Source organism: Nocardioides sp. Soil774, assembly GCF_001428125.1.
Classification (GTDB): domain Bacteria; phylum Actinomycetota; class Actinomycetes; order Propionibacteriales; family Nocardioidaceae; genus Nocardioides.
In genome coordinates, this window is the sequence record NZ_LMSM01000011.1 from 108,533 (window position 1) to 132,651 (window position 24,119).

A 24,119-nucleotide genomic window follows, 5' to 3' on the forward strand; every position below is an offset into this window, starting at 1 on the left:
CTAGCCACGGCCACAAGGCGCTGACCAGAGACAATGAGCCATGCCCGACCACGGTTCCTCGGACGCCCATCCCTACCTCGCGGGGCTGGTGCTGACCGGTCGTCGGGTGGTGGTCGTCGGCGGAGGCCACGTGGCGCAGCGGCGGGTGCCGACCTTCCTCGCCGCCGGCGCCCGGGTCACCGTGGTGAGCCCGGAGGTGACGCCGGCGATCGAGGGACTCGCCGGCGAGCTCACGCTCGTGCTGCGCGAGTTCGACGAGCCCGACGTCGACGGTGCGTGGTACGTCGTCGCCGCCACCGACGACCCCGACGTCAACGCCCGCGTCGCGGCGGCGGCCGAGGCCCGCCACACCTTCTGCGTGCGCGCCGACGACGCCCGGGGCGGCACCGCCTGGACGCCCGCCGTCGGGCACCACGGCAGCGTCACGGTCGGCGTGCTCGGTAACCGGGAGCCGCGCAAGTCCGCGGCGCTGCGCGACGACATCGTCACCGCGCTGCGCGACGGGCACCTCACCGCCTCCGACGCGCACGACCGCAGCCCCGGCGTCGTGCTGGTGGGCGGCGGCCCCGGCGAGCCCGAGCTGGTCACCGTCGCCGCGCGGCACGCGCTGGCCTCGGCGGACGTGGTGGTCGCCGACCGGCTCGCTCCGCGCGAGCTCCTCGACGAGCTCGGCCCGCACGTCGAGCTCATCGACGTCGCCAAGCTGCCGCGCGGGCGCTCGGCGTCGCAGGAGCTGATCAACGAGGTCATCGTCGACCGGGCGCTCGCCGGCAAGCGGGTCGTGCGGTTCAAGGGCGGCGACAGCTTCGTCTTCGGTCGCGGCTACGAGGAGATCCAGGCCTGCGCGGCGGCGGGGGTGCCCGTCACCGTCGTGCCGGGACTGACCTCGGCCATCGCCGTGCCCGCCCGGGTCGGCATCCCGGTCACCCATCGCGGTGTCGCGCACGACTTCACCGTGATCTCCGGTCACCTGCCCCCCGGCCACCCCGAGTCGCTCGTCGACTGGGCGTCGGTCGCCGGGCTGCGCGGCACCGTGGTGCTGCTGATGGCGGTGGACAACGCGCCGGCCATCGCCGAGGTGCTGGTCGACGGCGGCCGACCCGGCACCACGCCCGTCGCCGTCATCGTCGACGGCACCATGCCGACCGAGCGCACCGTGCTGACCACGCTGGCCGACCTGGCCGACGACCTGAGGACCCACGAGGTGGTGCCGCCCGCGATCATCGTGGTCGGCGACGTGGTCGCAGTGGCGCGTCCGGCACACTACGCACATCATGGGCGTGCCTGAACCGGTCGAGATCGTCGAGATCACCGACCCCGACGACCCGCGGCTGGCCGACTACCGCGACCTGCGCGACGTCGAGCTGCGCAAGAGCCTCGAGGCCGAGCACGGGCTGTTCCTCGCCGAGGGCGAGAAGGTGGTGCGCCGCGCGGTCGAGGCGGGCTACGAGGCGCGGTCGTTCCTGATGGCGCCGCGCTGGGTCGACGGCCTCGGCGACGTCCTCTCCCGCGGCCCGGGTCCCTGCTACGTCATGCCCGAGCGGACGATCGAGCAGGTCACCGGCTTCCACGTGCACCGCGGCGCGCTCGCGTCCCTCCACCGGCGGCCGCTGCCCACGGTCGACGAGGTGCTCGCCGGCGCACGCTCGGTGCTGGTGCTCGAGGACCTGGTCGACCACACCAACGTCGGTGCGATCTTCCGCTCCGGCGCCGCGCTCGGCTTCGACGCCGTCCTGCTCGCACCCCGCTGCGCCGACCCGCTCTACCGCCGCTCGATCAAGGTCGGCATGGGCGCGGTGTTCACCACCCCGTGGACCCGCCTGCCCGACTGGTACGACGCCCTGCCGCAGCTCTCGTCCCGCGGGTTCACCACGGTGGCGCTCACCCTGTCGCCCGACTCGGTGCCGATCGAGGACGCCGTCGCCGGGGTCGACCGGCTCGCCCTCGTGCTGGGGTCGGAGGGGCACGGTCTCTCGGCGAGGTGGGAGACCTCCGCCGACCGACGAGCGATCATCGCGATGCGCGCCGGCATCGACTCGCTCAACGTCGCCGCCGCCACTGCGGTGGCGTGCTACGCCGCCGCCCGCCGCTGACCGCTCAGGCGTCCCTCAGCCGGTGGCGCAGCCGGCGCGCGACCACGACGACCAGCGCCACGGCGAGCAGCGCGTAGACGACGTTGCCCACGCTGCCGACGTAGCCCTCCACGCGGTGCCACTGCGCGCCCAGCTCGTAGCCGGCGAGCACCAGGGCCGCGTTCCAGACCAGGCTGCCGGCGGTGGTGTAGAGGCAGAACGTCGCCAGCGGCATCCGGTCCACCCCCGCGGGGATGGAGACCAGGCTGCGCACGCCCGGCACGAGCCGGCCGAAGAACACCGCCGTGCGACCGTTGCGGCCGAACCACGCCACCGCACGGCGTACGTCGTCGGCGTGCACCAGCGGGATCCGGTCGGCGAGCGCGCAGGTGCGCTCGAGGCCCCACGCGGCGCCGAGCCAGTAGAGGACCAGCGCGCCCACCAGGGAGCCCGCGGTCGCCCACGCGATGGCGGCCCAGACGCCGTAGTGGCCCTGGCTCGCCGTGTAGCCGGCGAGCGGCAGCACGAGCTCGCTCGGCACCGGTGGGAAGACCGTCTCCAGGGCGGTCGCGAGGCCGACGCCGGGCGCGCCGACGGTGCGCATGACCAGGACGACCCAGTCGAGCACTGCGTCCACGGATCCGGCCGCTCAGCCGCGCTGCCGCAGGGCCTCGTGCAGCACGATCGAGCCCGCGACGGCGGCGTTGAGCGATGAGGCGGTGCCGGTCATCGCGATGCTGACGATGTCGTCGCACGCCGCCCGCCAGCCCGAGGAGATGCCGTGGGTCTCGTTGCCCACGACCACCACCAGCCGCCCCGACAGGTCGACCTCGCCGAGCGGGCTGCCCTCCTCGTCGGTGCCCACGATCCGGTAGCCGTGGGCGTGCGCGTGCTCGACCACCGGACCGTGTCCCGGCACCCGCAGCACCGTGAGGGCGAAGAGCGAGCCGGTGCTCGCGCGCACCGACTGCGGGTCGTAGGGATCGGCCGCGTGGCCGGTCACCACGAGCGCGGAGGCGCCGAACGCGTCCGCCGAGCGGGCCAGGGTGCCGATGTTGCCCGGGCTGGTGGGGCGGTCGAAGACCACGACCGGGCCGTGCGGCCGCGAGGAGTCGGCGAGGCGGGCCACGCCGTCGTCCGGCATCTCGACGACGGCCACGAGCTCGGCGCCGTCCTTGCCGCTGAGCCGGGCGTGCAGGTCGGGGGACAGCACCACGCGCTCCGCGTCGGTGCTCGCCCACAGCTCGTCGGACCAGGCCGAGCCGGCGCCGTCGGCGCGCAGCAGCGCCCGCACCGTCCAGCCCTCCTCGACCGCCCGGGTGATGGGGCGTACGCCCTGCACGAGGAGCTCACGGTTGCGGTGGCGCTTGGAGCGGTTGGTCAGCAGCGCCTCCCACTGCTGGAAGCGGGCGTTCTCGCGGGTGATGCGTAGGTCCTGCATCACGCGGTCCCGTCGGCGGGCCAGGTGAGCGGGTAGTCGTCGACAGCGGCGTCGTGCTTCTTGCCCAGCCGCTTGCGCGACTTCGCCGAGAGCCGGTCACCGAAGACGGTGCCGAGGGTGTGGTCGGTCTCGTGCTGCAGGCACCGGGCAAGCAGCCCGTCGCCCTCGAACGACACCGGCTGGCCGTCGAGACCCTGGCCGTCGACGCGCGCCCAGTCGGGGCGGGCGCACGGCTCGAAGGATCCCGGGAAGGACAGGCAGCCCTCGTCGTCGCTGTCCAAGTGGCGGTCCTTGCCCTCGGGGAGGGTGAGGACGGGATTGCAGACCACGCCGACGGTGTGGACGCCCTCGTCGTCGGGGCAGTCGAAGACGAACATCGCGACGTCCTCGCCGACCTGGCAGGCGGCCAGGCCCACGCCCTCGGCGGCGTACATCGTGGCGACCATGTCGGCGGCCAGCTGCCGCAGCGCGTCGTCGTACGCCGTCACCGCGGCCTGGGGCCGGTGCATGACCGGCGTGCCCCAGCGGGTGATGGCGCGCACCGCCCCGCCCTCGGGGAGCGGGCCGTGCGGGGCCTGCACGTCGGGCTGGTCGGCCCTGTGCTTCTCGGTGCTGGGCTCGTGGTCGGGCATGCGGTGGATCCTAGCCAGCGGGGGCCGGGTGACCCGCACCACGCAGGAGCCTCTGGCCAAAGGTGTAACTCGCAGTTACATTTGGGTCATGTCCCCCAAGTTCGGCCTGCGACCCGGAGGTCGCCACGGGCTGTCGTCCCGCGAGACCCGCGATCCCATCGGCTTCGCCGTCGCCGCCGTCAACCGGCTGGCCCAGAGCGACCTCATCGACCGCGTCGGGCTGCGCAAGCAGGCCGAGCAGGCGGTCTACTCCACGACCCGCAACGGCTTCCGCGCCGCCACGGCCGCCGGGCGCACCTTCGCCCGCGTGGGCCGCAGCACCGCGGGGGAGCGGCCCGCCGCCGCGGAGTCCCGCGGGGTCTTCGACCTGACCCCGACCGACGACGAGGCGATGCTGCTCGAGGTGGTGCGCGAGCTCGCCGACGAGCTCCTGCGCCCGGCCGCGTCGGCCGCCGACGCCGCCTGCGCCGCGCCCCCGGAGGTCCTCCTCGCCGCCCAAGAGGTCGGGCTGCCGGGCCTCGGCGTGCCCGACTCGCTCGGCGGCATCATGGAGGAGCGCTCGGCCATGGCCGGCGCCCTGGTCGCCGAGGCGCTCGCCCACGGCGACATGGGCCTCGCCGTCGCCACGCTCGCACCCGGCGCGGTCGCGACCGCGATCGGCCTGTGGGGCACCGAGGCCCAGCAGCAGACCTACCTCCCGGCCTTCACCGGCAACGACGTCCCGGCGGCCGCCCTCACGATCGCCGAGCCGACCGTCCTGTTCGACCCGTTCGCGCTGGCCACGACCGCGCTGCGCGACGGCGACGGCTTCGTGCTCGACGGCGTGAAGTCGGCCGTCGTGCGTGGCGCCGAGGCCGAGCTGTTCGTCGTCGCGGCCATGCTCGACGGCACCCCCGCCCTCTTCCTCGTGGAGTCAGGGGCTGACGGCCTCGAGGTCGAGGCCGACCCGTCGATGGGCGTGCGCGCGGCGGGGCTGTCGCGCCTGCACCTCACCGGCGTACGGGTCGGCGCGGACGCGCTGCTCGGCGACACCGAGGGCGTCGCCTTCCGCGAGTGCGTGCGCCTGTCGCGACTGGCGTGGTGCGCGCTCGCCGTCGGCACCGGGCAGGCCGTGCTCGACTACGTCACCGACTACGTCAACGGGCGCGAGGCGTTCGGTGAGCCGATCAGCCACCGCCAGTCGGTGGCGTTCATGGTCGCCGACATCGCCATCGAGGTGCAGGCCATGCGCCTGCTCACCTGGAAGGCGGCCTCGCGGGCCTCGCGGGGCCAGGACTTCTCCCGCGAGGTGGGGCTGGCCCGCCAGCTCTGCAGCGAGAAGGGCATGCGGATCGGCCTCGACGGCGTGCAGCTGCTCGGCGGACACGGCTTCGTCAAGGAGCACCCGGTGGAACGGTGGTACCGCGACCTGCGGGCCGTCGGCGTGATGGAAGGCGTGGTGATGCTCTGATGATCAACCTCGAGACCCCGAGGAAGCAGGCCGGCCTGGTCGACCAGGCCCACCAGCTGGCGATGAACATGCTGCGCCCGATCTCGCGCAAGTACGACCGCGCGGAGCACGACTACCCCAAGGAGCTCGACATGCTCGCCGCGCTGATCGACGGCGTGAGCGAGACGGGCGCGACCGGCGGCGCCGGTGCGGGCGGCGTACGCCGTGACGCCTCGGCCGAGGACGCCGGCAAGGTCCGCAACGGCGCCAACCTCGCCTCCGTGCTGTCCATCGCCGAGATGTGCTGGGGCGACACCGCCCTGCTGCTGTCGATGCCGCGCCAAGGCCTGGGCAACTCGGCGATCGCGTCGGTGGCCGACGAGGAGCAGCTCGAGCGCTACAAGGGCACGTGGGCCGCGATGGCGATCACCGAGCCCGGCACCGGCTCGGACTCGGCCAACATCACCACGACGGCCGTCAAGGACGGCGACCACTACGTCATCAACGGCGAGAAGATCTATGTCACCTCCGGCGACCGCGCCGACAGCGTGGTGGTCTGGGCGACCCTCGACAAGGAGCTCGGGCGGGCGGCGATCAAGTCGTTCCTGGTCCGCAAGGACAACCCCGGGCTCAAGGTCGAGCGGCTCGAGCACAAGCTCGGCATCCGGGCCTCCGACACCGCCGCGATCACCTTCACCGACTGCCGGGTGCCGGCCGAGGACCTCCTCGGCTCCCCGGAGATCGACACCAAGTCCGGCTTCGCCGGCGCGATGGCGACCTTCGACAACACCCGCCCGCTCGTCGCAGCGATGGCTGTGGGCTGCGCCCGCGCCTCGCTCGACCTCACCCGCGACCTGCTCGACCAGGCCGGCGTCGTCATCGACTACGACCGTCCCGCCCAGGCGCAGAGCGCCGCGGCGGCGACCTTCCTGCGGCTCGAGGCCGACTGGGAGGGCGCGAAGCTGCTGATGATGCAGGCGGCCTGGATGGCGGACAACCGCAAGCCCAACTCGCTCGAGGCCTCCATGGCCAAGGCCAAGGCCGGGCGTGTGGGCTCGGACGTCACGCTGTCGTGCGTGCAGCTGTGCGGCACGCTCGGCTACAGCGAGGCCGAGCTGCTCGAGAAGTGGGCCCGCGACTCCAAGATCCTCGACATCTTCGAGGGCACGCAGCAGATCCAGCTGTTGATCGTGGCGCGCAGGGTGCTCGGGCTGTCGAGCGCCGAGCTGAAGTAGGCCGGTCAGGAGACGGACTTGAAGGGGTCGTGCTCGGCGAGCAGCTTGTCGACGCGGGCCTGGTCGATGCGGTGGAAGACCCGTGCGTCCTCCTGCTGGTCGCGGATGACCTTCGCCAAGGTGAACGCGGAGGTCGTGAGGTAGAGGGTCCCGAGGGCGAGGAAGCCCTTGATCCAGGGATCGGCCTGCATGAAGTAGATCGCGACGAGCATCGCGAACAGCGAGGCGCCGAAGGAGATGGCGGCCTGGAGGGCGAAGGCGGCGGTGTTCTTGGCGGTGGAGTCGGTCTTGGAAGGCATGGCAGGAGCCTGCTCCCGCAGACGCCGGGCCGGACCTGTCGACGTACCCGACGTCGGGTGAGTACACCTCCTCAACCGCGCCGAGTACCTTCTCCGCATGCCGGACCAGCCAGCCCACATGTCGCCCGAGGAGTTCCGTCGCCACGGCCACGCCGCCATCGACTGGATCGCCGACTACTGGGCCTCGCTCGACGACCTGCCCGTGCGCGCCCAGGTCGCGCCCGGCGACGTACGCCGTCAGCTGCCCGCGTCGGCTCCCGAGCACGGCGAGCCCTTCGACGCCCTGCTGGCCGACCTCGACCGCGTGGTCGTGCCGGGACTGACCCACTGGCAGCACCCGCGCTTCTTCGCCTACTTCCCGGCCAACTCCTCCCCGGCCGCGATCCTCGGTGACCTGCTCTCCAGCGGCATCGGCGCGCAGGGGATGATCTGGGCGACCAGCCCGGCCGTGACCGAGGTCGAGCAGGTCGTCCTCGACTGGTTCGCCGAGGCGTTGGGCCTGCCGGAGGCGTTCCGCAGCGACGGGCCCGGCGGCGGCGTCATCCAGGACACCGCGTCGACGGCGACCTTCACCGCGCTGCTCTCCGCGCTGCACCGCGCCAGTGGGGGCGAGGTCCGAGCGCACGGCGTCGGCGACGTCCGGTGGCGGGTCTACGGCTCGACGCAGGCGCACTCGTCGCTCGTCAAGGCCGCCATGATGGCCGGGCTCGGCGAGCACGCGGTGCGCACCGTCGCCGTCGACCCCGTGACCCAGGCGATCGACGTCACCGCGCTGCACGAGGCGCTCCGCGAGGACATGGAGGCGGGCATGCGCCCGGTGATGGTGCACCTCGCCGCCGGATCGACGTCGACGGGCGCGATGGACGACATCGCCGCCGTCGCCGACGTCGTCCGCGAGTCGGGTGCGTGGCTGCACGTGGACGCCGCCTGGGCCGGCGTCGCTGCCGTGTGCCCCGAGCACCGCGACTTCCTCGCCGGCGTCGAGGCAGCCGACTCCTTCGTCACCAACCCCCACAAGTGGCTGCTGACGACCTTCGACTGCAGCACCTTCTGGGTGCGCGACCGCAGCGCGCTGACGGGTGCGATGTCGATCCTCCCCGAATACCTCCGCAACGCCGCCACCGAGTCGGGCGAGGTCGTGGACTACCGCGACTGGCACCCGCAGCTGGGCCGACGGTTCCGGGCGATCAAGCTCTGGGCGGTGCTGCGCACCTACGGGCTCGAGGGCCTCCGCGCCCACGTGCGCAGCGGCATCGCGCTCGCCGACCACGTCGCGGACCTGGTGCGCGCCGACGACCGGTTCGAGATGGTCACCGACCCGTCGCTCTCGCTCGTGGTGTTCCGGCTGCGGGCCGGCGACGAGCAGACGCTCGCGGCGATGGAGGCCGTCAACGCCTCCGGCGAGGCCTACCTGAGCCACACCACGGTCAACGGGCGCGCCGCGATCCGGCTCGCGGTCGGGAGCTGGCGCACCACGGAGGCGGACGTCGACCGCACCTGGCGGGCGCTGCAGGAGGCCGCGACCGCCCAGGGCTGACAGGGTGGAGGGCATGAAGCTCTTCGCCGACACGCCCCTGCGACGCACGCTCCAGGTCATCGCGGACCTCCTCTTCGTCGCCTGGCTGGTGCTCTGGGTGTGGATCGGCTCGGCGGTCCACGACGGCACGATGGAGCTCGCGGCACCGGCGCGGCAGACCGACTCGTCGGCGACGGCGATGGCCGACCAGCTCCGCGACGCCGGCGGCCGGCTCGGCGACGCGCCGCTGGTGGGCGACGAGCTCGCGGTGCCGTTCGACAAGGCGGCGGACGCCTCCGACGGGATCGCCGCGGCGGGGCGCGACACCGTCGACGCGGTCGAGCGGCTCGCGCTCCTGCTGGGGCTGTCGGTGGCCTTGATCCCGATCATGATCGTCTCGGCGATCCACCTCCCGCGGCGGTGGCGCTTCGTGCGGGAGGCCACGGCCGGGGCGAGGTTCATCGACGCCCAGGAGGACCTCGACCTCTTCGCGCTGCGGGCGCTGGCCAACCAGCCGATGCGCGTGCTGGCGAGGGTCAGCGACGACCCGGCCGGTGCGTGGCGGGCACGCGACCCCGAGGTCGTACGACGTCTCGCCGAGCTCGAGCTCGCCGACGTCGGGCTGCGGCCGAGGACGTGGCCGCCCGCGTAGAGTCAGCCCACGTGCAGTTCCTCGACGCGAGCCCCGGCCACGACCTGACCTACGACGACGTGTTCATGGTCCCGAGGGCCTCCGCCGTCGCGAGCCGCTACGACGTCGACCTGGCCACCTCCGACGGCACCGGGGCCACGCTCCCGCTCGTCGTGGCCAACATGACCGCGATCGCCGGTCGTCGGATGGCCGAGACCGTCGCGCGCCGCGGGGGCATCGCGGTGATCCCGCAGGACATCCCCATCCCGGTCGTGGCCGACGTGGTCGCCTGGGTCAAGCGCCGCCACCGCGTCTTCGACACCCCCATCGAGCTGCGTCCCGACCAGACGGTCGCCGAGGCGCTGTCGCTGATCCCCAAGCGTGCGCACAAGGCGGCCGTCGTCGTCGAGGACGGTCGACCGGTCGGGGTCGTGTCCGAGGCCGACTGCGCCGAGGTCGACCGCTTCGCCCAGGTCTCGACCGTGATGAACCGGGCGGTCGTGACCGTCGCCGCGACGACCGACCCGCGTGAGGCCTACGACGCGATCGAGCGCGCCAAGGCGCCGTTGGCCGTCGCGGTCTCGGAGTCCGGCGAGCTCGTGGGCGTCCTCACCCGGCTCGGCGCGCTGCGCGCCACGCTCTACACGCCCGCCGTCGACGCCGAGGGCGCCCTGCGCATCGCCGCCGCGGTCGGGGTCAACGGCGACGTGGAGGACCGAGCCGCCGAGCTGCTGCGCGCCGGCGTCGACTGCCTCGTCGTCGACACCGCCCACGGCCACCAGGAGCGGATGCTGCAGGCGCTGCGTGCGGTCCGGGCGCTCTCGCCGACCGTGCCGATCGTCGCCGGCAACGTCGTCTCCGCCGACGGCACCCGCGCGCTCATCGAGGCAGGTGCCGACATCGTCAAGGTCGGCGTCGGTCCGGGCGCGATGTGCACGACGCGGATGATGACCGGCGTCGGCCGCCCGCAGTTCTCCGCGGTGCTGGAGTGCGCCGCGGCCGCCCGCGAGCTCGGCAAGCACGTGTGGGCCGACGGCGGCGTACGCCACCCGCGCGACGTCGCGCTCGCCCTGGCCGCGGGCGCCTCGTCGGTGATGATCGGCTCGTGGTTCGCCGGCACGCACGAGTCGCCCGGCGACCTGATGCACGACGCCGACGGGCGCCCGTTCAAGGTGTCGTTCGGGATGGCCTCGGCGCGCGCCGTGGCCAACCGCACGTCGGGGGAGTCGTCCTACGACCGGGCACGCAAGGGTCTCTACGAGGAGGGGATCTCGTCGTCGCGGATGTACCTCGACCCCGACCGCCCGGGAGTGGAGGACCTCATCGACCAGATCTGCTCCGGGGTGCGCTCGGCGTGCACCTACGCCGGCGCCTCCGACCTCGCCGAGCTCCACGACCGCGCCCTGGTCGGGGTGCAGTCCGCCGCGGGGTTCCACGAGGGACGTCCGCTGGACAGGTCGTGGTGAGGGTGGAGCACGTCTTCGTCATGACCTACGGCCGGTCGGGCTCGACCCTGCTGATGGGCATCCTCAACTCGATCCCCGGGTGGCTGCTGCGCGGCGAGAACCGCCACGCGATGCGCCACCTCTACGACTTCCACCGCAGCGGCCTGGCCGAGAAGGCCCGCGTCGACCCCGAGCGCGCCAGCCAGCCCACGCACCCGTGGTTCGGCATCGAGGGCTTCCCCGAGGCCGCCTCGCTCCAGCAGATCCGCGCGCTGGCCGAGGCGACGCTGCTGCGGCCGGAGCCCGACACGCGGGTCAGCGGCTTCAAGGAGATCCGCTGGTACGACGCCGACCTGCCCGACTACGTCGCGTTCCTGCGCGAGGTCTTCCCCGGCGCGCGGTTCGTGGTCAACACGCGGCACCTGCCCGACGTCGCGGCCAGCAACTACTGGACGCACAAGGACGACCCGCTCGCGCAGGTGCAGGCGATCGAGGACAAGATCCTCACCGCCGCCGCGGGGCTCGGTGACGCCGCCTACCGCGTGCATTACGACGACTACGTCGCCCACCCCGGCGTGCTGCGTGGGCTCTTCGAGTGGCTCGGCGAGGACTACGACCAGGACGCCGTCGAGGCCGTCCTCGCCACCCCGCACTCACGCCGCGGCAAGCACCGTGGCTGAACGCTTCCTGGTGGTCTGCGCGACCGCAGCCGAGGCCGTCCACCTGCCCGCCGACCTGCCGCTGGTGGTGACGGGCATGGGCAAGACGGCCGCTGCCGTCGCGACCGCCCGAGCGCTGGCGGCGTACGACGACCTCGCGGGCCTCACCGTCCTCAACGTGGGCTCCGCCGGTGCCCTGCGCCCCGGGCTGACGGGGGTGTTCGAGCCGGGCGTCGTGCTCAACCACGACCTGAGCGCCGAGGCGATCCGGGCGCTCGGCCACGACCCGCAGGAGCGGATCGAGGTGGGGGAGTCCGACGTCGTGCTGGCCACCGGTGACGTCTTCGTCAGCGACCCCGCCGTCCGCGACGCGCTCGCCCAGCGCGCCCACCTCGTCGACATGGAGGGCTACGCCGTCGCCTACGCCGCCCGTGCCGCAGGCGTGCCCGTGCGGCTCGTCAAGCACGTCTCCGACGCCGCCGACGAGGGCGCGCTGGAGTGGGCCTCGCTCGTCGACGCGTCCGCCCGCGCGCTCGGGGAGCGGGTCCGGGAGCTCGTCGGGCGCTGATCCCGTCACACCCGCCAGCACGCTTTGGGGGGAGCCCGCGCGCGGCCGGGACCAGCAGGATGGGTCCGTGCTCCCCTCCTCGACACCGGTCGGCGACCTCGCCAGCACGGCCCCGCACCACCTGCTGCTGGGCCCGGACACGCACGGCGTCACGCACTACGCCGGTGAGGTCGCCGCGGCCACCGACGCGCTGGTCGTCCGTGACGCGGCGCGGCTCGCTCCCGGGTCCGCGGTGCACGTCCACGTCACCGACCGGCTGTTCGGTCGCTTGCCCGCCTCGGCCGCAGAAGCGGTGGAGGCGCTGGCCCGGCGCCTGCGGCTGACGGTGACCCTGCACGACGTCCCGCAGCCCACGGACGGACCGGTCTTCCACGCCCGCGCAGCGGCGTACGGCCGCATCGTGCGCGCGAGCCACGCCTGGGCGACGAACTCCTGGCACGAGCACGCCCTCGTCGACCGCTGGTGCGCCGCCGGTGCTCGGGGGACGGTCATCCCGCTCCCCATCGTGCGCACGAGCGGTGGCGCTCCCCGCGGCTGCCACGCCGTCGCGGACCCGGTGCTGGGCGTCTTCGGGTTCGTCTACCCCGGCAAGGGCCACCGGCAGGTGGTGCGGGCCGCGACCGCGCTGCGGCGCGGTGGTGTCCTCGCGAGCGTCCGGGTCCTCGGTGGCGCGGCCCCGGGCCACGACGACGAGGTCGACGTGCTGCTGGCCACGAGCGCAGCGCGCGGCGTGCCCGTCGAGGTCACCGGACGCGTCCCCGACGCCGAGCTGGACCGCACGCTGCGGCAGGTGAGCGTGCCGGTGGTCGCCCATCGCAACGTGTCGGCGTCGGCGAGCATGAACTCGTGGATCGCCGCCGGCCGGCGTCCCCTCGTCCGCGACGGCGTCTACGCCCGCGAGATGGCAGCGCTGCGCCCCGGGACCGTCACCCTGTTCGACGACGCGAGCCTGGTGCCGACGCTCGCCACCGCGCTGCGCGACCCCGACTCCACGTGGCTCGCTCCCGGGACCGACCTCGGTCCCCACCTCCAGGAGACGGCGGCGGCCTACCGCACCTGGTGGGCCACGGTGCACCGATGAGCCTGCCGCCGTGGGGCACCAGCGTGCCCGGCAACCGGTGGGACCTGGCGCCCACCGGCGCGCCACGGCGGAGCGTGTCGGTGGTCGTCACGCACTACGAGCAGCAGGCCGAGCTCGACCGGACGCTGGCGGCGCTGCGTCGTCAGACCCGGCCGCCCGACGAGGTCGTGGTGGCCGACGACGGGTCCCGCTCGGCGCCGAGGGTCCCGTCGGGCGTGCGGCTGGTGCGGCAGCCCGACCACGGCTTCCGCGCGGCGGCGGCCCGCAACCTCGGCGTCGCCGCCACCACCGGTGACGTGCTGGTGCTCCTCGACGCCGACACCCACCCCGAGCCGCGGTTCGTCGAGCGGATCGTAGCGCTCCCGGAGTCCCTGCCAGAGGCCTTGGTCGTCGGACGTCGACGTCACGCCGACCTCAGCGGCACCGACATCGAGGTGGCCGTCGAGGAGGTCGCACCTGCCCTGGAGCTGCCGGAGCCCGGCTGGCTGCGGGAGGCCTACGACGACACCCGCGACCTGCTCGACGCCGACGGCTCCGGCCACCGCTTCGTCATCAGCGCCGTCCTCGCGTGCAGTCGCTGGTGGTACGACGAGATCGGTGGCTTCGACGAGTCCTTCCGGTCCTACGGTGGTGAGGACTGGGAGGTCGCCCACCGCTCGTGGACCGCGGGTGGCCTGCTCGCGCACCGTCGCGACGCCGTCGCGTGGCACGACGGCCCGCACGCCGGGGCGCGTCCCCGCGACGCCGACGCCGACCTGGCCGGCCTGGCCGAGACCGTCAACGTCGCCGACCGGACCACGGCTCCCGGCACCACGTGGCGCGGGCTGCTCCGCGGTCCGGCCGAGGTCGTGGTGACCTGCGCGCCCACGCTGCAGGCGGTGGAGCTGCTCGTCACCGTCGACTCAGTCCTCGCCGCGCTCCCGCGCGCCGCGGTCAGGCTCGGTCGCGAGCACCGCGACCTGGTGGGTGAGGACCCCCGGGTGCTGTCGGCCGACGACCCGGTGGCCGCCTCCGCGCGCGTCCACGTCGACGTACGCCGCGGCCTGAGCGGGGACGCGACCGCGTGGTCCGCGCTGGTGGCGGGCCTCGACGGCACCGTGGCCCGACGGTCCGTCGCCGACGGGTGCGCGGAGCTTCAGGACCTGCGCCTGCTGCGGCGCGCGCAGCGCTGGGCACGACCCGGGCTCGCGCCGACCGGGACACCGCTGGTGACGGGCCTGCGTCCGTGGACGGGCGAGACCAGCCTCGAGGCCTGGCTCGGCGGATGGTCGGGGCGCTGAGCGTCCCGACCACCGCCTAGCGTGAGGTGTTGGCAGTGCGTCCCTTGGTGACGCCGACGAAGGCCTGCGTCACGTCGTCGTCGCGCTCGACGCGCCACACCAGCGCGATCGTCGTCGGCTCGAGGTCGGTGACCACCCGCACGACGACGTCCTTGCGCTGGTGCAGCCGCGCGACCGACATCGGCAGGATCACCACCCCGGTGCCGGCTGCGACCGTCTCGATCGCCTCGTGCTCGGTCATCGGCGGCCACGCCAGCTGGTCGGCCGTGGGCGTCCAGCCGCTCGGGTGCGGGCGCACGAGCTGCTCGTCGACGAGGTCGGCGGTGGTGACCTCCTCGTCGGCGGCAGCCAGCAGGTGCTCGCGCGAGGCGACCGCCACCTGCAGCTCGTCGTAGAGCCGCACGCAGTGCAGGCCGTCCTGGTCGACGGGCAGCCGCACGATCGCCATGTCGAGGCTCCCGTCGCGGACGCCGTCGGTCTGCTCGGCCTCCGTGGTCGGCACCAGGTGGAGCGACTCGCGTCGGCGGTCGCGCCAGTGTCGCGCCCACTTGTCGGGGGTGGAGCCGGTCACGAAGCCGACGCGGAGGGGGGCGATCATGCGGTCGAGCCTAGGCGGCTCAGGCCTTCGAGCTCTTCTCGACCTGCCCGCTCTCGACCGACAGCACGAAGTCGTCGCCGTGCTCGGTGACGCCGGTGATGACGGCGGCCTCGACGGCCTCGATGGCGTACTTGCGACGCACGACCATCGGGTCCTGGGCCAGGTCCTTCACCAGCGCGACTGCGAGCCCGATCATGATGACGACGAACGGGAGCGCCGCGATGACCGTGATGGTCTGCAGGCCGCTGAGCGCGTCCTCGCCGCCGACGAGGAGCATCACCGCGGCGACCGCGCCGGTCGCGACGCCCCAGAAGATGACCGTCGGGCGGCTCGGGTGGATCGTGCCGCGCTCGGAGAGCGAGCCCATCACGATGGAGGCGGCGTCGGCGCCGGAGACGAAGAAGATGCCGACCAGGATCATCACGACGACCGACGAGACGGTCGCGAGCGGGTAGGCCTCGAGGGTGCTGAAGAGCTGGTTCTCCAGGCCGCCGGCGCCGGCGATGTCGGTGCCCTTCTTCTGCAGGTCGATGGCGGCGCCGCCGAAGATGCAGAACCACACGACGCTGACCAGGCTCGGCACGAGCAGCACGCCGGTGACGAACTGGCGGATGGTGCGACCGCGCGAGATGCGGGCGATGAACATGCCCACGAACGGCGTCCACGAGAGCCACCAGGCCCAGTAGAAGACGGTCCAGGCCGAGAGCCACTCGCTGGTCTCCGAGCCCTCGGCGGCGGTGCGTGCGGCCATCATCGGCAGGTCCGCGACATAGCTGCCGATGGACGTCGGCACGAGGTTGAGGATGAAGACGGTCGGGCCGACGATGAAGACGAAGAGCGCGAGCGCGACGGCGAGCACCATGTTGATGTTGGACAGCCACTGGATGCCCTTGGCCACGCCGGACACGGCGGACAGCACGAAGGCGGCGGTGAGCACGGCGATGATGCCGACGAGCACGGCGTTGCCGGTGTCGCCGAGGCCGGCGACGATCTGCAGCCCGGACTCGATCTGCAGCGCGCCGAGGCCCAGCGAGGTGGCGGAGCCGAAGAGTGTCGCGAAGATGGCGAACATGTCGATCGCCTTGCCGCCGAGGCCGTGCGCGTGGCGGCCGAGGAGGGGCTCGAAGGCGGAGCTGATCAGCTGCAGGCGGCCCTTGCGGTAGACGCCGTACGCCACCGCGAGACCCACGACGGCGTAGATCGCCCACGGGTGGAGCGTCCAGTGGAACATCGTGGTCGCCATCGCGTTCTGCGCGGCCTCGGGGCCACCGGCCTCACCGGTGCCGGGCGGCGGGGTGACGAAGTGGGTGATCGGCTCGCTGACGCCGTAGAACATCAGGCCGATGCCCATCCCGGCGCTGAACATCATCGCGACCCACGAGATGGTCCGGAACTCCGGCTCCTCGTCGTCGCGCCCGAGGGGGATGTTGCCGAACTTGCCCAGCGCCAGCCAGATCACGAAGACCACGAAGACGCTCGAGGTGAGCACGAAGAGCCACCCGGTCTTCTCCATCGTCCAGGTGAGGCCGGTCGCGGAGGCGTCGGCGAGGCTGTCGGTGCTGACGAAGCCCCAGACGAGGAACGCCAGGCTGACGACGGCGGTGACGCCGAAGACGAGCTTGTCCAGGCCCTTCTCGCGAGGCACGCTGGGCTCGATGGCGCTGTCGAGGGCCGGGTGCGGCTCGTCGACGGGGTCGGGTGCGGGCAGGTCGCGGGGATGCTCGATTCCTGTGGCCATCCCTCGACCAAAGCGAAGTCCCGCCGCTGCTGGCAAACCGGGAGTACGTCGCCTCGCTCACGACGAGAGCAGGCTCACACGCGTGCGCGGCTCAGTCCGCGTCCACGAGGTCGCCGGGCACGAGCGAGCGCGCCCAGGTCCTGGCCCGCTCCACCTCGCCCTCGCGCAGGGGCCCGGCGACGTCGTCGACGTAGAACGACTCGACGCCGATGACGTGGCCGAGGTGGTGGCGCGCCACCACCTTGCTCGCGGCCTTCGCCGCCGATCCGGGCAGGTGCCGCACCTTGGCGATGCGCGTGTCGAACGCGGCCACGGCCACGTGGGGGCTCGGGGGTAGGCCGTCGAGCCACTCGCGGATGCCTAGGGCCTCGTGGTCAGGGCCCGCGCCCTGCGTGACCGCGTCGTGGCGGGTGGTGGCCCGGCTCATCGAGAACGCGTGGGTCGGCCCGCCGACGACCAGGAGGTCGACGTCGGGCGGCAGGGGCGTGGGGGCGTCGACGACGTCGACCACCTCCACCGGGCCGGGCAGGTCCGGGGTGATGGCGTGGGCGACCGTCCGGGTGTTGCCGAACATCGACTCGTGCACGACGAGCGTGGTCATGGCGTGGGTCCTTCCTGGAGGGGGAGCGTGGATGGGAGGGGAGGGGCGGCGAGCGAGCGGAGCCACCGCTCGACGAGCCAGCCGCTCAGGCCGAGCAGCAGGAGGCTGGGGCCGGCGTCGGGGCCGAGGTGGACGTCGTCACCGGTCGCCAGCGCGACCACCGGCCCTGCCCACAGGGCGGTGAACAGGGTGACGACCTTGATGAGCGCGACCACGGCCAGCGCCGGGCCGGCGCGGTGCCCGCGGAGCAGGAGTGCACCGATGGTCACCAGGAGCGGGAGGACGATCGCCAGGTCGAGCCAGAAGACCGGGTAGGGCGTGCCGCCCACGCCCTCCGGGTCGGGTCGGGCGCCGCCCAGCGCGAAGGGAAGGAGGGCAGAGAGCCACAGGCCGGCGAACAGCACGCCCGTGACGACGAGCATCCAGCCGGTGCCGCGCCTCAGCCGCCGCGACGCGGTGGACGGGGGAGGGCTCGCGGCCATCCGGACCAGGCCGCTCACGAGCCCGGCGCCGGACAGCGCGACGATCGCCACGTAGACGAGGAACACCCGGTTCATCGGCACGCCGCTGACGTAGATGAGGTAGCTGTAGGCCAGGTAGCCGAGCAGGCCCAGCCGCACCAGCTCCAGTCGCACCGACGCGGGCCGCATCGCGAGGACGGCGAGCAGGACCGCGACGACGATGCTGCAGGCGTCCTGGGCGCGGGCGCCGAGCACGGTGGCGTCGGGGAGCGCGCGATAGGCGTGGTCGGCGAGGAGGCCGTACGCCGACGCCGCCAGCACGGCCGGGACGAGGGCGACGGTCGTCCAGAGGTGGGAGCGCGACGGTCCCGGGGACACCAGTGGGGGCGAGGACGTCCCCGACGCCCGCGGACGGGGCGCGGGTGGCGTCGCGAGCGCGGGCCAGTCGGCGCGGGCGCTCGGCACCAGCACCGCCAGGGCGGGCACGCTCCACAGCCAGAAGCCGACACCGAACGACATCAGCAGGACGTGGAACACGATGACGCCCACCCAGCCGACGCGCGCCGCGTGCGCTCCGCGCAGCAACAGGACACCGAGGGTGACCTCGCCGGCACCGAGCAGGAGGATCCACGCCAGCGGGTGCGCCGTCACCACCTCGCGCCACGCGTCGGTGACGAACGACGACCACGACCCGTCCGCGAACGTGCGGTAGGTCTCGGGGTCCCCGAGGACGATGCCGGCGTTGATGCCGCCCATCACGAGGTAGAACCCGCCGACGAAGCGTCGTACGGCAGCGGTGCCCACGTCCTGCCGGTGGGCGCGGGCGACCGTGGCGCCGCGTTCGATCGTGGTGCTCACAACGTCCTCCTGGCCCCAGCCTCGTCCGGTGCGGACCGGCGGGTCAGGGGCGGAGGTCGCGGCAGGCGGGGGACCTAGGTCCCGGGCTTGCCGGCGTCGGCGTAGGACGCCACGACCGACACGTTGAGCGGGAAGTCGACGGGGAAGTCGCGGAAGAGGAGCGAGCCCGCACCCGTCGCCGCCTCGGTGACCTCGGCCGCCACCGCGTCCGCGAGCTCCGCAGGCGCGTGCACGACGACCTCGTCGTGCAGGAAGAACACCAGGTGCGGGCGCTCGTCGAGCTCCCCTGCGCCGCCGAGGCGCCAAAGGCGGTTGCGCAGGTCGGCGATCCAGCACAGGGCCCACTCGGCGCCCGTGCCCTGCACCACGAAGTTGCGGGTGAACCGGCCGTGCGCGCGGCGTCGCCGGTCGAGGGCATCGAGGTCGTCGGGTGGCGCGTCCGGCCCCTCCTGCCACCTTCCGGGCGAGGCGCCGAGCGCCGGGCTCCCGCGGCCGAGCAGCGTGCGCACCACCTGACCGCGCTCCCCGGCCCGGGCGGCCTCGTCGACCAGGCCGAAGGCCGCGGGGTAGCGACGGGTCAGGCCGGCGACCATGCGTCCGCTCTCGCCGCTGGTGGCGCCGTACATCGCGCCGAGCAGGCCGAGCTTGGCGTCCTGCCGGGTCGCGACCGCGCCGTCGTCGACCATCCCCTGGTAGAGGTCGGCGCCGCGGGCCGCCCGCGCGAGGGCGGTGTCGCGGCTCATCCCGGCCAGCACCCGCGGCTCGAGCTGGGCCACGTCGGCCACCACGAGGACCCAGCCCTCGTCGGCGACGGCCGCCGAGCGCACCTGCATCGGGAACGACAACGCGCCCCCGCCGTTGGACGACCAGCGCCCGGTCGCCGATCCCGCCGGCTGGTAGGACGGACGGAACCGGCCGCGGCTGACCCACTCGTCGATCCACGCCCAGCCGTTGGTCTGGAACAGGTGCGCCAGCTTCTTGTAGCGCAGCAGCGGCTCGACCACCTCGTGGTCGACCGCACGCAGCGACGAGGCCCGGGTGTCGTCGACCTCGATGCCGGCGCGGCGCAGCGCCGCGAGGAGCTCCGGGCGGGAGTCCGGGTTGAGCCCCGGTGCGGCGAGCAGGCGGCGTACGTCGTCGGCGGCCGACTCCAGCAGTCGCGGCCGTGCCCCACGGGGCGGGCGCGGGCCGAGCAGCTCGACCAGCAGCCGCTCGTGGACGTCGGTGCGCCACGGCACGCCCGCGTGCGTCATCTCCGCCGCCGCGAGCGCGCCGGAGGACTCCGCTGCGACCAGCAGCCCGAGCCGCCGGCCATCGGCGGAGGCGGCGATCGCTGCGAGCTGGCGGGCGTCCTCGACGTCCGCGCGCAGGTGCTCGGCGGTGTCGTCGGCACCGAAGAGGGTGGGCTCGGTGGCCACCGCGGGACCGAGCCGGTCCCAGCGATCGGCGTCGTCCCCGTCGAGCAGGCCTGCGTCGACGGCAGGCGCGCGCCGCAGGATCCGCCTCGCGAGCCGGAGGTCGTGGCAGCGCGTCACCCTCACCCCCGCCGCGAGGAGCGGGGGATACCACCGGGCGGTGTCGTCCCAGACCCATCGCGGCGCCGGGCCGGGACCTGCCTCGCGCTCACCGACGAGCGACGGCAGGTCGTCGAGCGGCACGGTCTGCTCCTCGCCGTCGCCGGTCAGCAGCACCAGGTCGCCCGGCAGGCGCGAGAGCTGGACCCGGGTCATGGGGACACCCTCCCGCACGCCACCGACGTCCGCGCGTCCTTGGTCGACCCGGATGATGGTCGGGTGCTGCACCGACATCCGTTCCTGAGCCTGATGACGCTCCTCTACCTGGGCTTCGTCGGGCTCGTCACCCTGACGCCCGGCTCCGAGCAGCCCGACTACTCCGCGCTGGCCGCGCGGGTGCTGGCCCGCCTCGAGCGCTACCCCGACCTCGAGCCGCTCACCAGCCGGCTGAGCGTCGAGCGCGTCGAGTTCCTCGCCAACGTCGGGCTCTTCGTCCCCGTGGGCGTCTTCCTGCTCCTGCTCGTCGGCGCCCGGCTGTGGCTCGTCGCGCTCGCTGCCGGGATCGTGCTCACCTCGATGATCGAGAGCGTCCAGCGCGAGATCCCCGGGCGCGTGCCCGACCCCCGCGATGTCGCGGCCAACTCGATCGGCACCTTCGTCGGCATCGCGCTCGCGCTGGTGCTGACGCTCCCCGCCACGCTGCGCAGACGCCGCGCGCGCTCGGCCTGAGCGCCCCCGGGCGCCCGCCGGTGGGCCCCGCGAGCCCGGGCCCATCGACCCTGCCGGTGCGGCACCCGGCTTCCTAGCGTGGAGCCATGGCGACCCTCCACACCTCTCTGACCTTCCTCGGCGCCGTCGACACCGTCACGGGCAGCCGCTTCCTGCTGCAGGCAGGTGGCACCCGGGTCCTGGTCGACGCCGGTCTCTACCAGGGCCTGAGCGCGCACCGCCGGCGCAACTGGGAGACGTTCCCGGTCGACCCCGCCACCATCGACCACGTGGTGCTGACGCACGCACACCTCGACCACACCGGCTACCTGCCGCGGCTCGTCAAGGACGGGTTCACCGGCACGGTGACCTGCACGCGTGGCACCGCTGAGCTGGCCGAGATCGTGCTGCGCGACAGCGCGCACCTGCAGCAGGAGGACGCGAGGTGGGCCAACACGGCAGGCTTCTCCAAGCACAGCCCGGCACTGCCGTTGTACGACGACCGCGACGTCGGCCGGGCGCTGGAGCTCCTCGCGCCCGTCGAGCTCGGGTCGCCGGTGAGGCTGGCTCCCGGGGTGAGCGTCACGCTGTCCTCGGCCGGCCACATCCTCGGATCCGCGTCGGTGCAGGTGCGGGCGGGGGAGTCCAGCGTCGTCTTCAGCGGCGACCTGGGCCGTCCCGCGCACCCGCTCCTGCTGCCGCCGGCGGACCCTCCCGCAGCGGACACCCTGGTGGTCGAGTCGACGTACGGCGACCGGGCGCACCCCGTGCCCGACCCCGACGTGCTCGCCGACGCCATCTGCCGCACCATCGACCGGGGCGGCTCCCTGCTGCTGCCGGCCTTCGCGGTCGACCGCACCGAGCTCGTGCTGCTGGAGCTCCGGCGGCTGATGGGCGCCGGCCGCATCCCCGAGGTGCCGATCTTCGTGGACAGCCCGATGGCGCTGGCGGCGCTGGAGGTCTACCGGCGGGCGGCCGCGCGCGGCTCGGCCGAGCTGCGCGCCGAGGCGCGGAGCCTCATGGCCGACCTCGACGTCGGCGTCCACGCCGTGCACGACGCGGAGGGCTCGATGCGGCTCAACCGCCCCGGCAAGCCCAGCCTCGTCATCTCCGCCTCCGGCATGGCCTCCGGCGGCCGCGTCCTGTACCACCTGGCCCACCAGCTGCCCGAACGGCGCAACACCATCGTGCTCACCGGCTACCAGGCGGCCGGCACTCGTGGGCGCCAGCTCGCCGAGGGAGCCCGGCAGGTCAAGATCCACGGGCGCTACGTCCCGGTGCGGGCCGAGGTCGTCAGCGTGCCCGACTTCTCCGTGCACGCCGACGCCCAGGAGACGATCGACTGGCTCGCGCGGGCGCCGCGCCCGCCGCGCACCGTGTACGTCGTCCACGGCGAGCCCGATGCGGCGGCCGCCCTGGCGGGCCGCATCTCCTCCGAGCTCGGCTGGACCGCCGTGGTCCCGTCCTACCGCGAGCGGGTGCTGGTCGCCTGAGCGGAGCCGGGGCGGGAGGAGGCGGTGAAATGAAGAAAAGGCTCCGTGGAGCCGGAGCCTTCTCAGTGTCCGAGGGGGGACTTGAACCCCCACGCCCTAATACGGGCACTAGCACCTCAAGCTAGCGCGTCTGCCAATTCCGCCACCCGGACGAGTGCGGTGGAACAGTAGCAAAACCCCCACCCCCACAGTGAATCGGGGCGGGTGCTCACCACTGGTGCAGGATGGACGGCATGGACCAGACGCACTCCGACCGCTCGCAGGACCGCTCCTACGACCCCGCGGCCGAGGTCGTGCGGCTGTGCCAGGAGCTCATCGCCATCGACACCTCCAACTACGGCACCGATGACGGACCGGGGGAGCGCAAGGCGGCCGAGCACGTCGCCACCCTGCTCGACGAGGTCGGCATCGAGAGCCAGGTCATCGAGGGCCGGCCCGGCCGGGCCAACGTGGTCGCACGCTGGGGTGGCGGCGACGGCCGCGCTCCTCTGCTGCTCCACGGCCACCTCGACGTCGTACCTGCCGAGGCGTCGGACTGGCAGGTCGACCCGTTCGCCGGGGAGATCAAGGACGGCCAGGTCTGGGGCCGCGGCGCGGTCGACATGAAGGACTTCGACGCGATGCTGCTCAGCGTCGTGCGCGCGCGTGCCACCGCGGGCGCCGCACCCGATCGCGAGGTGGTGCTGTGCTTCACCGCCGACGAGGAGGCCGGAGGCCACCACGGCGCCGGGATCCTCGTCGACGAGCACGCCGACCTCTTCGCCGACTGCAGCGAGGCCGTGGGTGAGGTGGGCGGGTTCTCCGCCACCGTGCGCGGACGCCGGGTCTACCTCATCGAGGCGGCCGAGAAGGGCATGGCGTGGATGCGACTCACTGCCCGAGGCCGTGCCGGCCACGGCTCGATGATCAACGACGACAACGCCGTCACCCGGCTCGCCGGCGCCGTCGCCCGCATCGGCGCCCACCAGTGGCCGGTGCGGCTGACCCCGACCATGGAGGTCCTGCTCGCGACGGTCGCCGAGCTCGCCGGCACCGAGGCGACCCCCGACAACGCCGAGGCCCTCGTCGAGGAGTTCGGCGACGCCGCCCGGATGCTCGGCGCGGTGATCCGCAACACCGCCAACCCCACGATGCTGCGGGCAGGCTACAAGACCAACGTCATCCCCACCGATGCCCAGGCCACCGTCGACGGCCGCTTCCTGCCCGGCTACGAGGACGAGTTCTTCGCCACCCTCCACGAGCTCGCCGGCGACGGCATCGAGATCGACTTCGAGTCCAAGCAGGACCCGTGGGAGACGCCGTACGACGGCGACCTGGTGACCGCGATGAGCCGCAGCCTGCTCGCCGAGGACCCCGACGCCCTGGTCGCGCCCTACCTGATGAGCGGCGGCACCGACGCCAAGCACTTCCGCAGGCTCGGCATGCGCTCCTACGGCTTCGCGCCGCTGCGCCTGCCCGCCGACCTCGACTTCACCGCCCTCTTCCACGGCGTCGACGAGCGGGTGCCGGTGGACGCGCTGGAGTTCGGCGCCCGGGTCTTCGACCGGTTCCTCGACCAGGTCTGAGGTGCCGCCTGCCGCACCCCCGGAAGTGTTGCGCACGTCACGGCCGGACACCCGCGAGGGAATGCGCGGCGCTGTGGCACAGTTGCGACCACGAAGAGCTTGCGTGCTCTGGGGGCGGTGGAACTCCGCACCGGCGGTCACAGTCCGCGACCCGACCACCGCCAGTGGCCGGTTGACCAGGTGGAAATCCTGGACCGACGGTCACAGTCCGGATGAGAAGTGCACGCTGACGAGCTCCGCGACCGCGCCTTCCGGGTGCGGCCGGTCCCGTCGCCCGCCCCCCTGAGTCCACCCA

At 73.5% G+C, this 24,119-nt stretch carries 23 protein-coding genes, 1 tRNA gene and 1 riboswitch; of the genes, 14 read left to right on the forward strand and 10 right to left on the reverse strand.

Features of this window, described 5'->3' with window-relative positions:
* The first annotated feature begins 40 nt into the window (after window positions 1-40).
* Together cobA and ASG76_RS17540 are read left to right on the forward strand one after the other, a co-directional pair.
* On the forward strand, window positions 41-1,288 hold the full coding sequence (gene cobA, locus ASG76_RS17535) for a uroporphyrinogen-III C-methyltransferase (protein WP_056606511.1): 1,248 nt from the start codon (window positions 41-43) through the stop codon (window positions 1,286-1,288).
* Window positions 1,275-2,093 carry a TrmH family RNA methyltransferase gene (locus ASG76_RS17540; protein ID WP_056606514.1) on the forward strand — a complete coding sequence of 273 codons (819 nt, stop codon included), beginning with the start codon at window positions 1,275-1,277 and terminating at the stop codon, window positions 2,091-2,093. Before cobA ends, ASG76_RS17540 begins: the two co-directional genes overlap by 14 nt.
* Before the next feature lie 4 nt (window positions 2,094-2,097).
* Here the strand turns inward: ASG76_RS17540 and ASG76_RS17545 are convergent, their stop codons facing one another.
* From ASG76_RS17545 to def, 3 genes are read right to left on the reverse strand one after another with little or no spacing between them, the layout of a single operon-like run.
* Window positions 2,098-2,709, reverse strand: coding sequence for a DedA family protein (locus ASG76_RS17545; protein ID WP_235529716.1), 612 nt, complete (start codon window positions 2,707-2,709; stop codon window positions 2,098-2,100).
* Between the two features lie 12 nt (window positions 2,710-2,721).
* A complete protein-coding gene (locus ASG76_RS17550) occupies window positions 2,722-3,513 on the reverse strand; it encodes a TrmH family RNA methyltransferase (RefSeq protein WP_056606517.1) in 792 nt (263 codons plus the stop codon).
* Complete coding sequence (gene def / locus ASG76_RS17555) at window positions 3,513-4,145, reverse strand: peptide deformylase (RefSeq protein ID WP_056606520.1); 633 nt, start codon at window positions 4,143-4,145, stop codon at window positions 3,513-3,515. The genes ASG76_RS17550 and def overlap by 1 nt, the downstream gene beginning before the upstream one ends.
* Before the next feature lie 88 nt (window positions 4,146-4,233).
* Here def and ASG76_RS17560 point away from each other — a divergent pair, with 88 nt between their 5' ends.
* Together ASG76_RS17560 and ASG76_RS17565 are read left to right on the forward strand one after the other, a co-directional pair.
* A complete protein-coding gene (locus tag ASG76_RS17560) occupies window positions 4,234-5,595 on the forward strand; it encodes an acyl-CoA dehydrogenase family protein (RefSeq protein ID WP_056606523.1) in 1,362 nt (453 codons plus the stop codon).
* Window positions 5,595-6,809 (forward strand): acyl-CoA dehydrogenase family protein, encoded by a 1,215-nt coding sequence (locus tag ASG76_RS17565; protein WP_056606526.1) that lies wholly within the window; start codon window positions 5,595-5,597, stop codon window positions 6,807-6,809. The genes ASG76_RS17560 and ASG76_RS17565 overlap by 1 nt, the downstream gene beginning before the upstream one ends.
* A gap of 5 nt (window positions 6,810-6,814) precedes the next feature.
* Here the strand turns inward: ASG76_RS17565 and ASG76_RS17570 are convergent, their stop codons facing one another.
* Window positions 6,815-7,108 (reverse strand): YiaA/YiaB family inner membrane protein, encoded by a 294-nt coding sequence (locus ASG76_RS17570; RefSeq protein WP_056606529.1) that lies wholly within the window; start codon window positions 7,106-7,108, stop codon window positions 6,815-6,817.
* Between the two features lie 97 nt (window positions 7,109-7,205).
* On the opposite strand from ASG76_RS17570, the gene ASG76_RS17575 reads away from it, so the two are divergent.
* The 7 genes from ASG76_RS17575 (at window position 7,206) to ASG76_RS17605 (ending at window position 14,288) form a co-directional block, all read left to right on the forward strand.
* Window positions 7,206-8,645 carry a pyridoxal phosphate-dependent decarboxylase family protein gene (locus tag ASG76_RS17575; RefSeq protein ID WP_200948232.1) on the forward strand — a complete coding sequence of 480 codons (1,440 nt, stop codon included), beginning with the start codon at window positions 7,206-7,208 and terminating at the stop codon, window positions 8,643-8,645.
* 13 nt (window positions 8,646-8,658) lie between these two features.
* The gene (locus ASG76_RS17580; RefSeq protein ID WP_056606535.1) at window positions 8,659-9,276 is read left to right on the forward strand and encodes a hypothetical protein; all 618 of its coding nucleotides are present in this window, start codon (window positions 8,659-8,661) and stop codon (window positions 9,274-9,276) included.
* An 11-nt stretch (window positions 9,277-9,287) separates the two neighbouring features.
* Entirely contained in the window at window positions 9,288-10,721 is a 1,434-nt protein-coding gene (locus ASG76_RS17585; RefSeq protein ID WP_056606694.1) for a GuaB1 family IMP dehydrogenase-related protein, read from the forward strand.
* Window positions 10,718-11,380 carry a sulfotransferase gene (locus tag ASG76_RS17590; RefSeq protein ID WP_157559188.1) on the forward strand — a complete coding sequence of 221 codons (663 nt, stop codon included), beginning with the start codon at window positions 10,718-10,720 and terminating at the stop codon, window positions 11,378-11,380. The genes ASG76_RS17585 and ASG76_RS17590 overlap by 4 nt, the downstream gene beginning before the upstream one ends.
* Window positions 11,373-11,927 (forward strand): nucleosidase, encoded by a 555-nt coding sequence (locus ASG76_RS17595; protein ID WP_056606541.1) that lies wholly within the window; start codon window positions 11,373-11,375, stop codon window positions 11,925-11,927. Before ASG76_RS17590 ends, ASG76_RS17595 begins: the two co-directional genes overlap by 8 nt.
* 67 nt (window positions 11,928-11,994) lie before the next feature.
* Complete coding sequence (locus tag ASG76_RS17600) at window positions 11,995-13,008, forward strand: glycosyltransferase family 1 protein (RefSeq protein WP_056606544.1); 1,014 nt, start codon at window positions 11,995-11,997, stop codon at window positions 13,006-13,008.
* The gene (locus ASG76_RS17605) at window positions 13,005-14,288 is read left to right on the forward strand and encodes a glycosyltransferase (RefSeq protein ID WP_082587655.1); all 1,284 of its coding nucleotides are present in this window, start codon (window positions 13,005-13,007) and stop codon (window positions 14,286-14,288) included. Before ASG76_RS17600 ends, ASG76_RS17605 begins: the two co-directional genes overlap by 4 nt.
* Window positions 14,289-14,304: 16 nt before the next feature.
* Here the strand turns inward: ASG76_RS17605 and ASG76_RS17610 are convergent, their stop codons facing one another.
* The 5 genes from ASG76_RS17610 to ASG76_RS17630 form a co-directional block, all read right to left on the reverse strand.
* Window positions 14,305-14,886 (reverse strand): LysR family substrate-binding domain-containing protein, encoded by a 582-nt coding sequence (locus ASG76_RS17610; RefSeq protein WP_056606549.1) that lies wholly within the window; start codon window positions 14,884-14,886, stop codon window positions 14,305-14,307.
* Window positions 14,887-14,905: 19 nt separating this feature from the next.
* Window positions 14,906-16,624: a BCCT family transporter gene (locus ASG76_RS17615; protein ID WP_056606551.1), complete on the reverse strand. Its 1,719-nt coding sequence runs from the start codon at window positions 16,622-16,624 to the stop codon at window positions 14,906-14,908.
* A gap of 91 nt (window positions 16,625-16,715) precedes the next feature.
* Window positions 16,716-17,225, reverse strand: a complete 510-nt coding sequence (locus ASG76_RS17620; protein WP_056606554.1) for a flavodoxin family protein — start codon at window positions 17,223-17,225, stop codon at window positions 16,716-16,718.
* Window positions 17,222-18,544, reverse strand: coding sequence for a hypothetical protein (locus tag ASG76_RS19455; protein ID WP_200948233.1), 1,323 nt, complete (start codon window positions 18,542-18,544; stop codon window positions 17,222-17,224). The genes ASG76_RS17620 and ASG76_RS19455 overlap by 4 nt, the downstream gene beginning before the upstream one ends.
* A gap of 74 nt (window positions 18,545-18,618) precedes the next feature.
* On the reverse strand, window positions 18,619-20,274 hold the full coding sequence (locus ASG76_RS17630; protein ID WP_056606698.1) for a bifunctional 3'-5' exonuclease/DNA polymerase: 1,656 nt from the start codon (window positions 20,272-20,274) through the stop codon (window positions 18,619-18,621).
* Window positions 20,275-20,337: 63 nt separating this feature from the next.
* Here ASG76_RS17630 and ASG76_RS17635 point away from each other — a divergent pair, with 63 nt between their 5' ends.
* Together ASG76_RS17635 and ASG76_RS17640 are read left to right on the forward strand one after the other, a co-directional pair.
* Window positions 20,338-20,787 (forward strand): VanZ family protein, encoded by a 450-nt coding sequence (locus ASG76_RS17635; protein ID WP_157559189.1) that lies wholly within the window; start codon window positions 20,338-20,340, stop codon window positions 20,785-20,787.
* Between the two features lie 86 nt (window positions 20,788-20,873).
* Window positions 20,874-22,259: an MBL fold metallo-hydrolase RNA specificity domain-containing protein gene (locus ASG76_RS17640; RefSeq protein ID WP_056606560.1), complete on the forward strand. Its 1,386-nt coding sequence runs from the start codon at window positions 20,874-20,876 to the stop codon at window positions 22,257-22,259.
* A 66-nt stretch (window positions 22,260-22,325) separates the two neighbouring features.
* Here the strand turns inward: ASG76_RS17640 and ASG76_RS17645 are convergent.
* Window positions 22,326-22,411, reverse strand: a tRNA-Leu gene (locus tag ASG76_RS17645).
* A gap of 81 nt (window positions 22,412-22,492) precedes the next feature.
* Between ASG76_RS17645 and ASG76_RS17650 the strand changes: the two genes are divergently transcribed.
* Window positions 22,493-23,824, forward strand: a complete 1,332-nt coding sequence (locus tag ASG76_RS17650; protein WP_056606563.1) for a M20/M25/M40 family metallo-hydrolase — start codon at window positions 22,493-22,495, stop codon at window positions 23,822-23,824.
* Between the two features lie 99 nt (window positions 23,825-23,923).
* A riboswitch (FMN riboswitch) is annotated at window positions 23,924-24,053 on the forward strand.
* Window positions 24,054-24,119: the final 66 nt, after the last annotated feature.

Bases quoted from the DNA above. Each gene is read 5' to 3' on its own strand.
- cobA (WP_056606511.1), top strand. From the start codon at position 41: ATGCCCGACCACGGTTCCTCGGACGCCCATCCCTACCTCGCGGGGCTG.
- ASG76_RS17540 (WP_056606514.1), top strand. From the start codon at position 1,275: ATGGGCGTGCCTGAACCGGTCGAGATCGTCGAGATCACCGACCCCGAC.
- ASG76_RS17550 (WP_056606517.1), bottom strand. From the start codon at position 3,513: ATGCAGGACCTACGCATCACCCGCGAGAACGCCCGCTTCCAGCAGTGG.
- def (WP_056606520.1), bottom strand. From the start codon at position 4,145: ATGCCCGACCACGAGCCCAGCACCGAGAAGCACAGGGCCGACCAGCCC.
- ASG76_RS17560 (WP_056606523.1), top strand. From the start codon at position 4,234: ATGTCCCCCAAGTTCGGCCTGCGACCCGGAGGTCGCCACGGGCTGTCG.
- ASG76_RS17565 (WP_056606526.1), top strand. From the start codon at position 5,595: ATGATCAACCTCGAGACCCCGAGGAAGCAGGCCGGCCTGGTCGACCAG.
- ASG76_RS17570 (WP_056606529.1), bottom strand. From the start codon at position 7,108: ATGCCTTCCAAGACCGACTCCACCGCCAAGAACACCGCCGCCTTCGCC.
- ASG76_RS17575 (WP_200948232.1), top strand. From the start codon at position 7,206: ATGCCGGACCAGCCAGCCCACATGTCGCCCGAGGAGTTCCGTCGCCAC.
- ASG76_RS17580 (WP_056606535.1), top strand. From the start codon at position 8,659: ATGAAGCTCTTCGCCGACACGCCCCTGCGACGCACGCTCCAGGTCATC.
- ASG76_RS17605 (WP_082587655.1), top strand. From the start codon at position 13,005: ATGAGCCTGCCGCCGTGGGGCACCAGCGTGCCCGGCAACCGGTGGGAC.
- ASG76_RS17610 (WP_056606549.1), bottom strand. From the start codon at position 14,886: ATGATCGCCCCCCTCCGCGTCGGCTTCGTGACCGGCTCCACCCCCGAC.
- ASG76_RS17615 (WP_056606551.1), bottom strand. From the start codon at position 16,624: ATGGCCACAGGAATCGAGCATCCCCGCGACCTGCCCGCACCCGACCCC.
- ASG76_RS17620 (WP_056606554.1), bottom strand. From the start codon at position 17,225: ATGACCACGCTCGTCGTGCACGAGTCGATGTTCGGCAACACCCGGACG.
- ASG76_RS17630 (WP_056606698.1), bottom strand. From the start codon at position 20,274: ATGACCCGGGTCCAGCTCTCGCGCCTGCCGGGCGACCTGGTGCTGCTG.
- ASG76_RS17640 (WP_056606560.1), top strand. From the start codon at position 20,874: ATGGCGACCCTCCACACCTCTCTGACCTTCCTCGGCGCCGTCGACACC.
- ASG76_RS17650 (WP_056606563.1), top strand. From the start codon at position 22,493: ATGGACCAGACGCACTCCGACCGCTCGCAGGACCGCTCCTACGACCCC.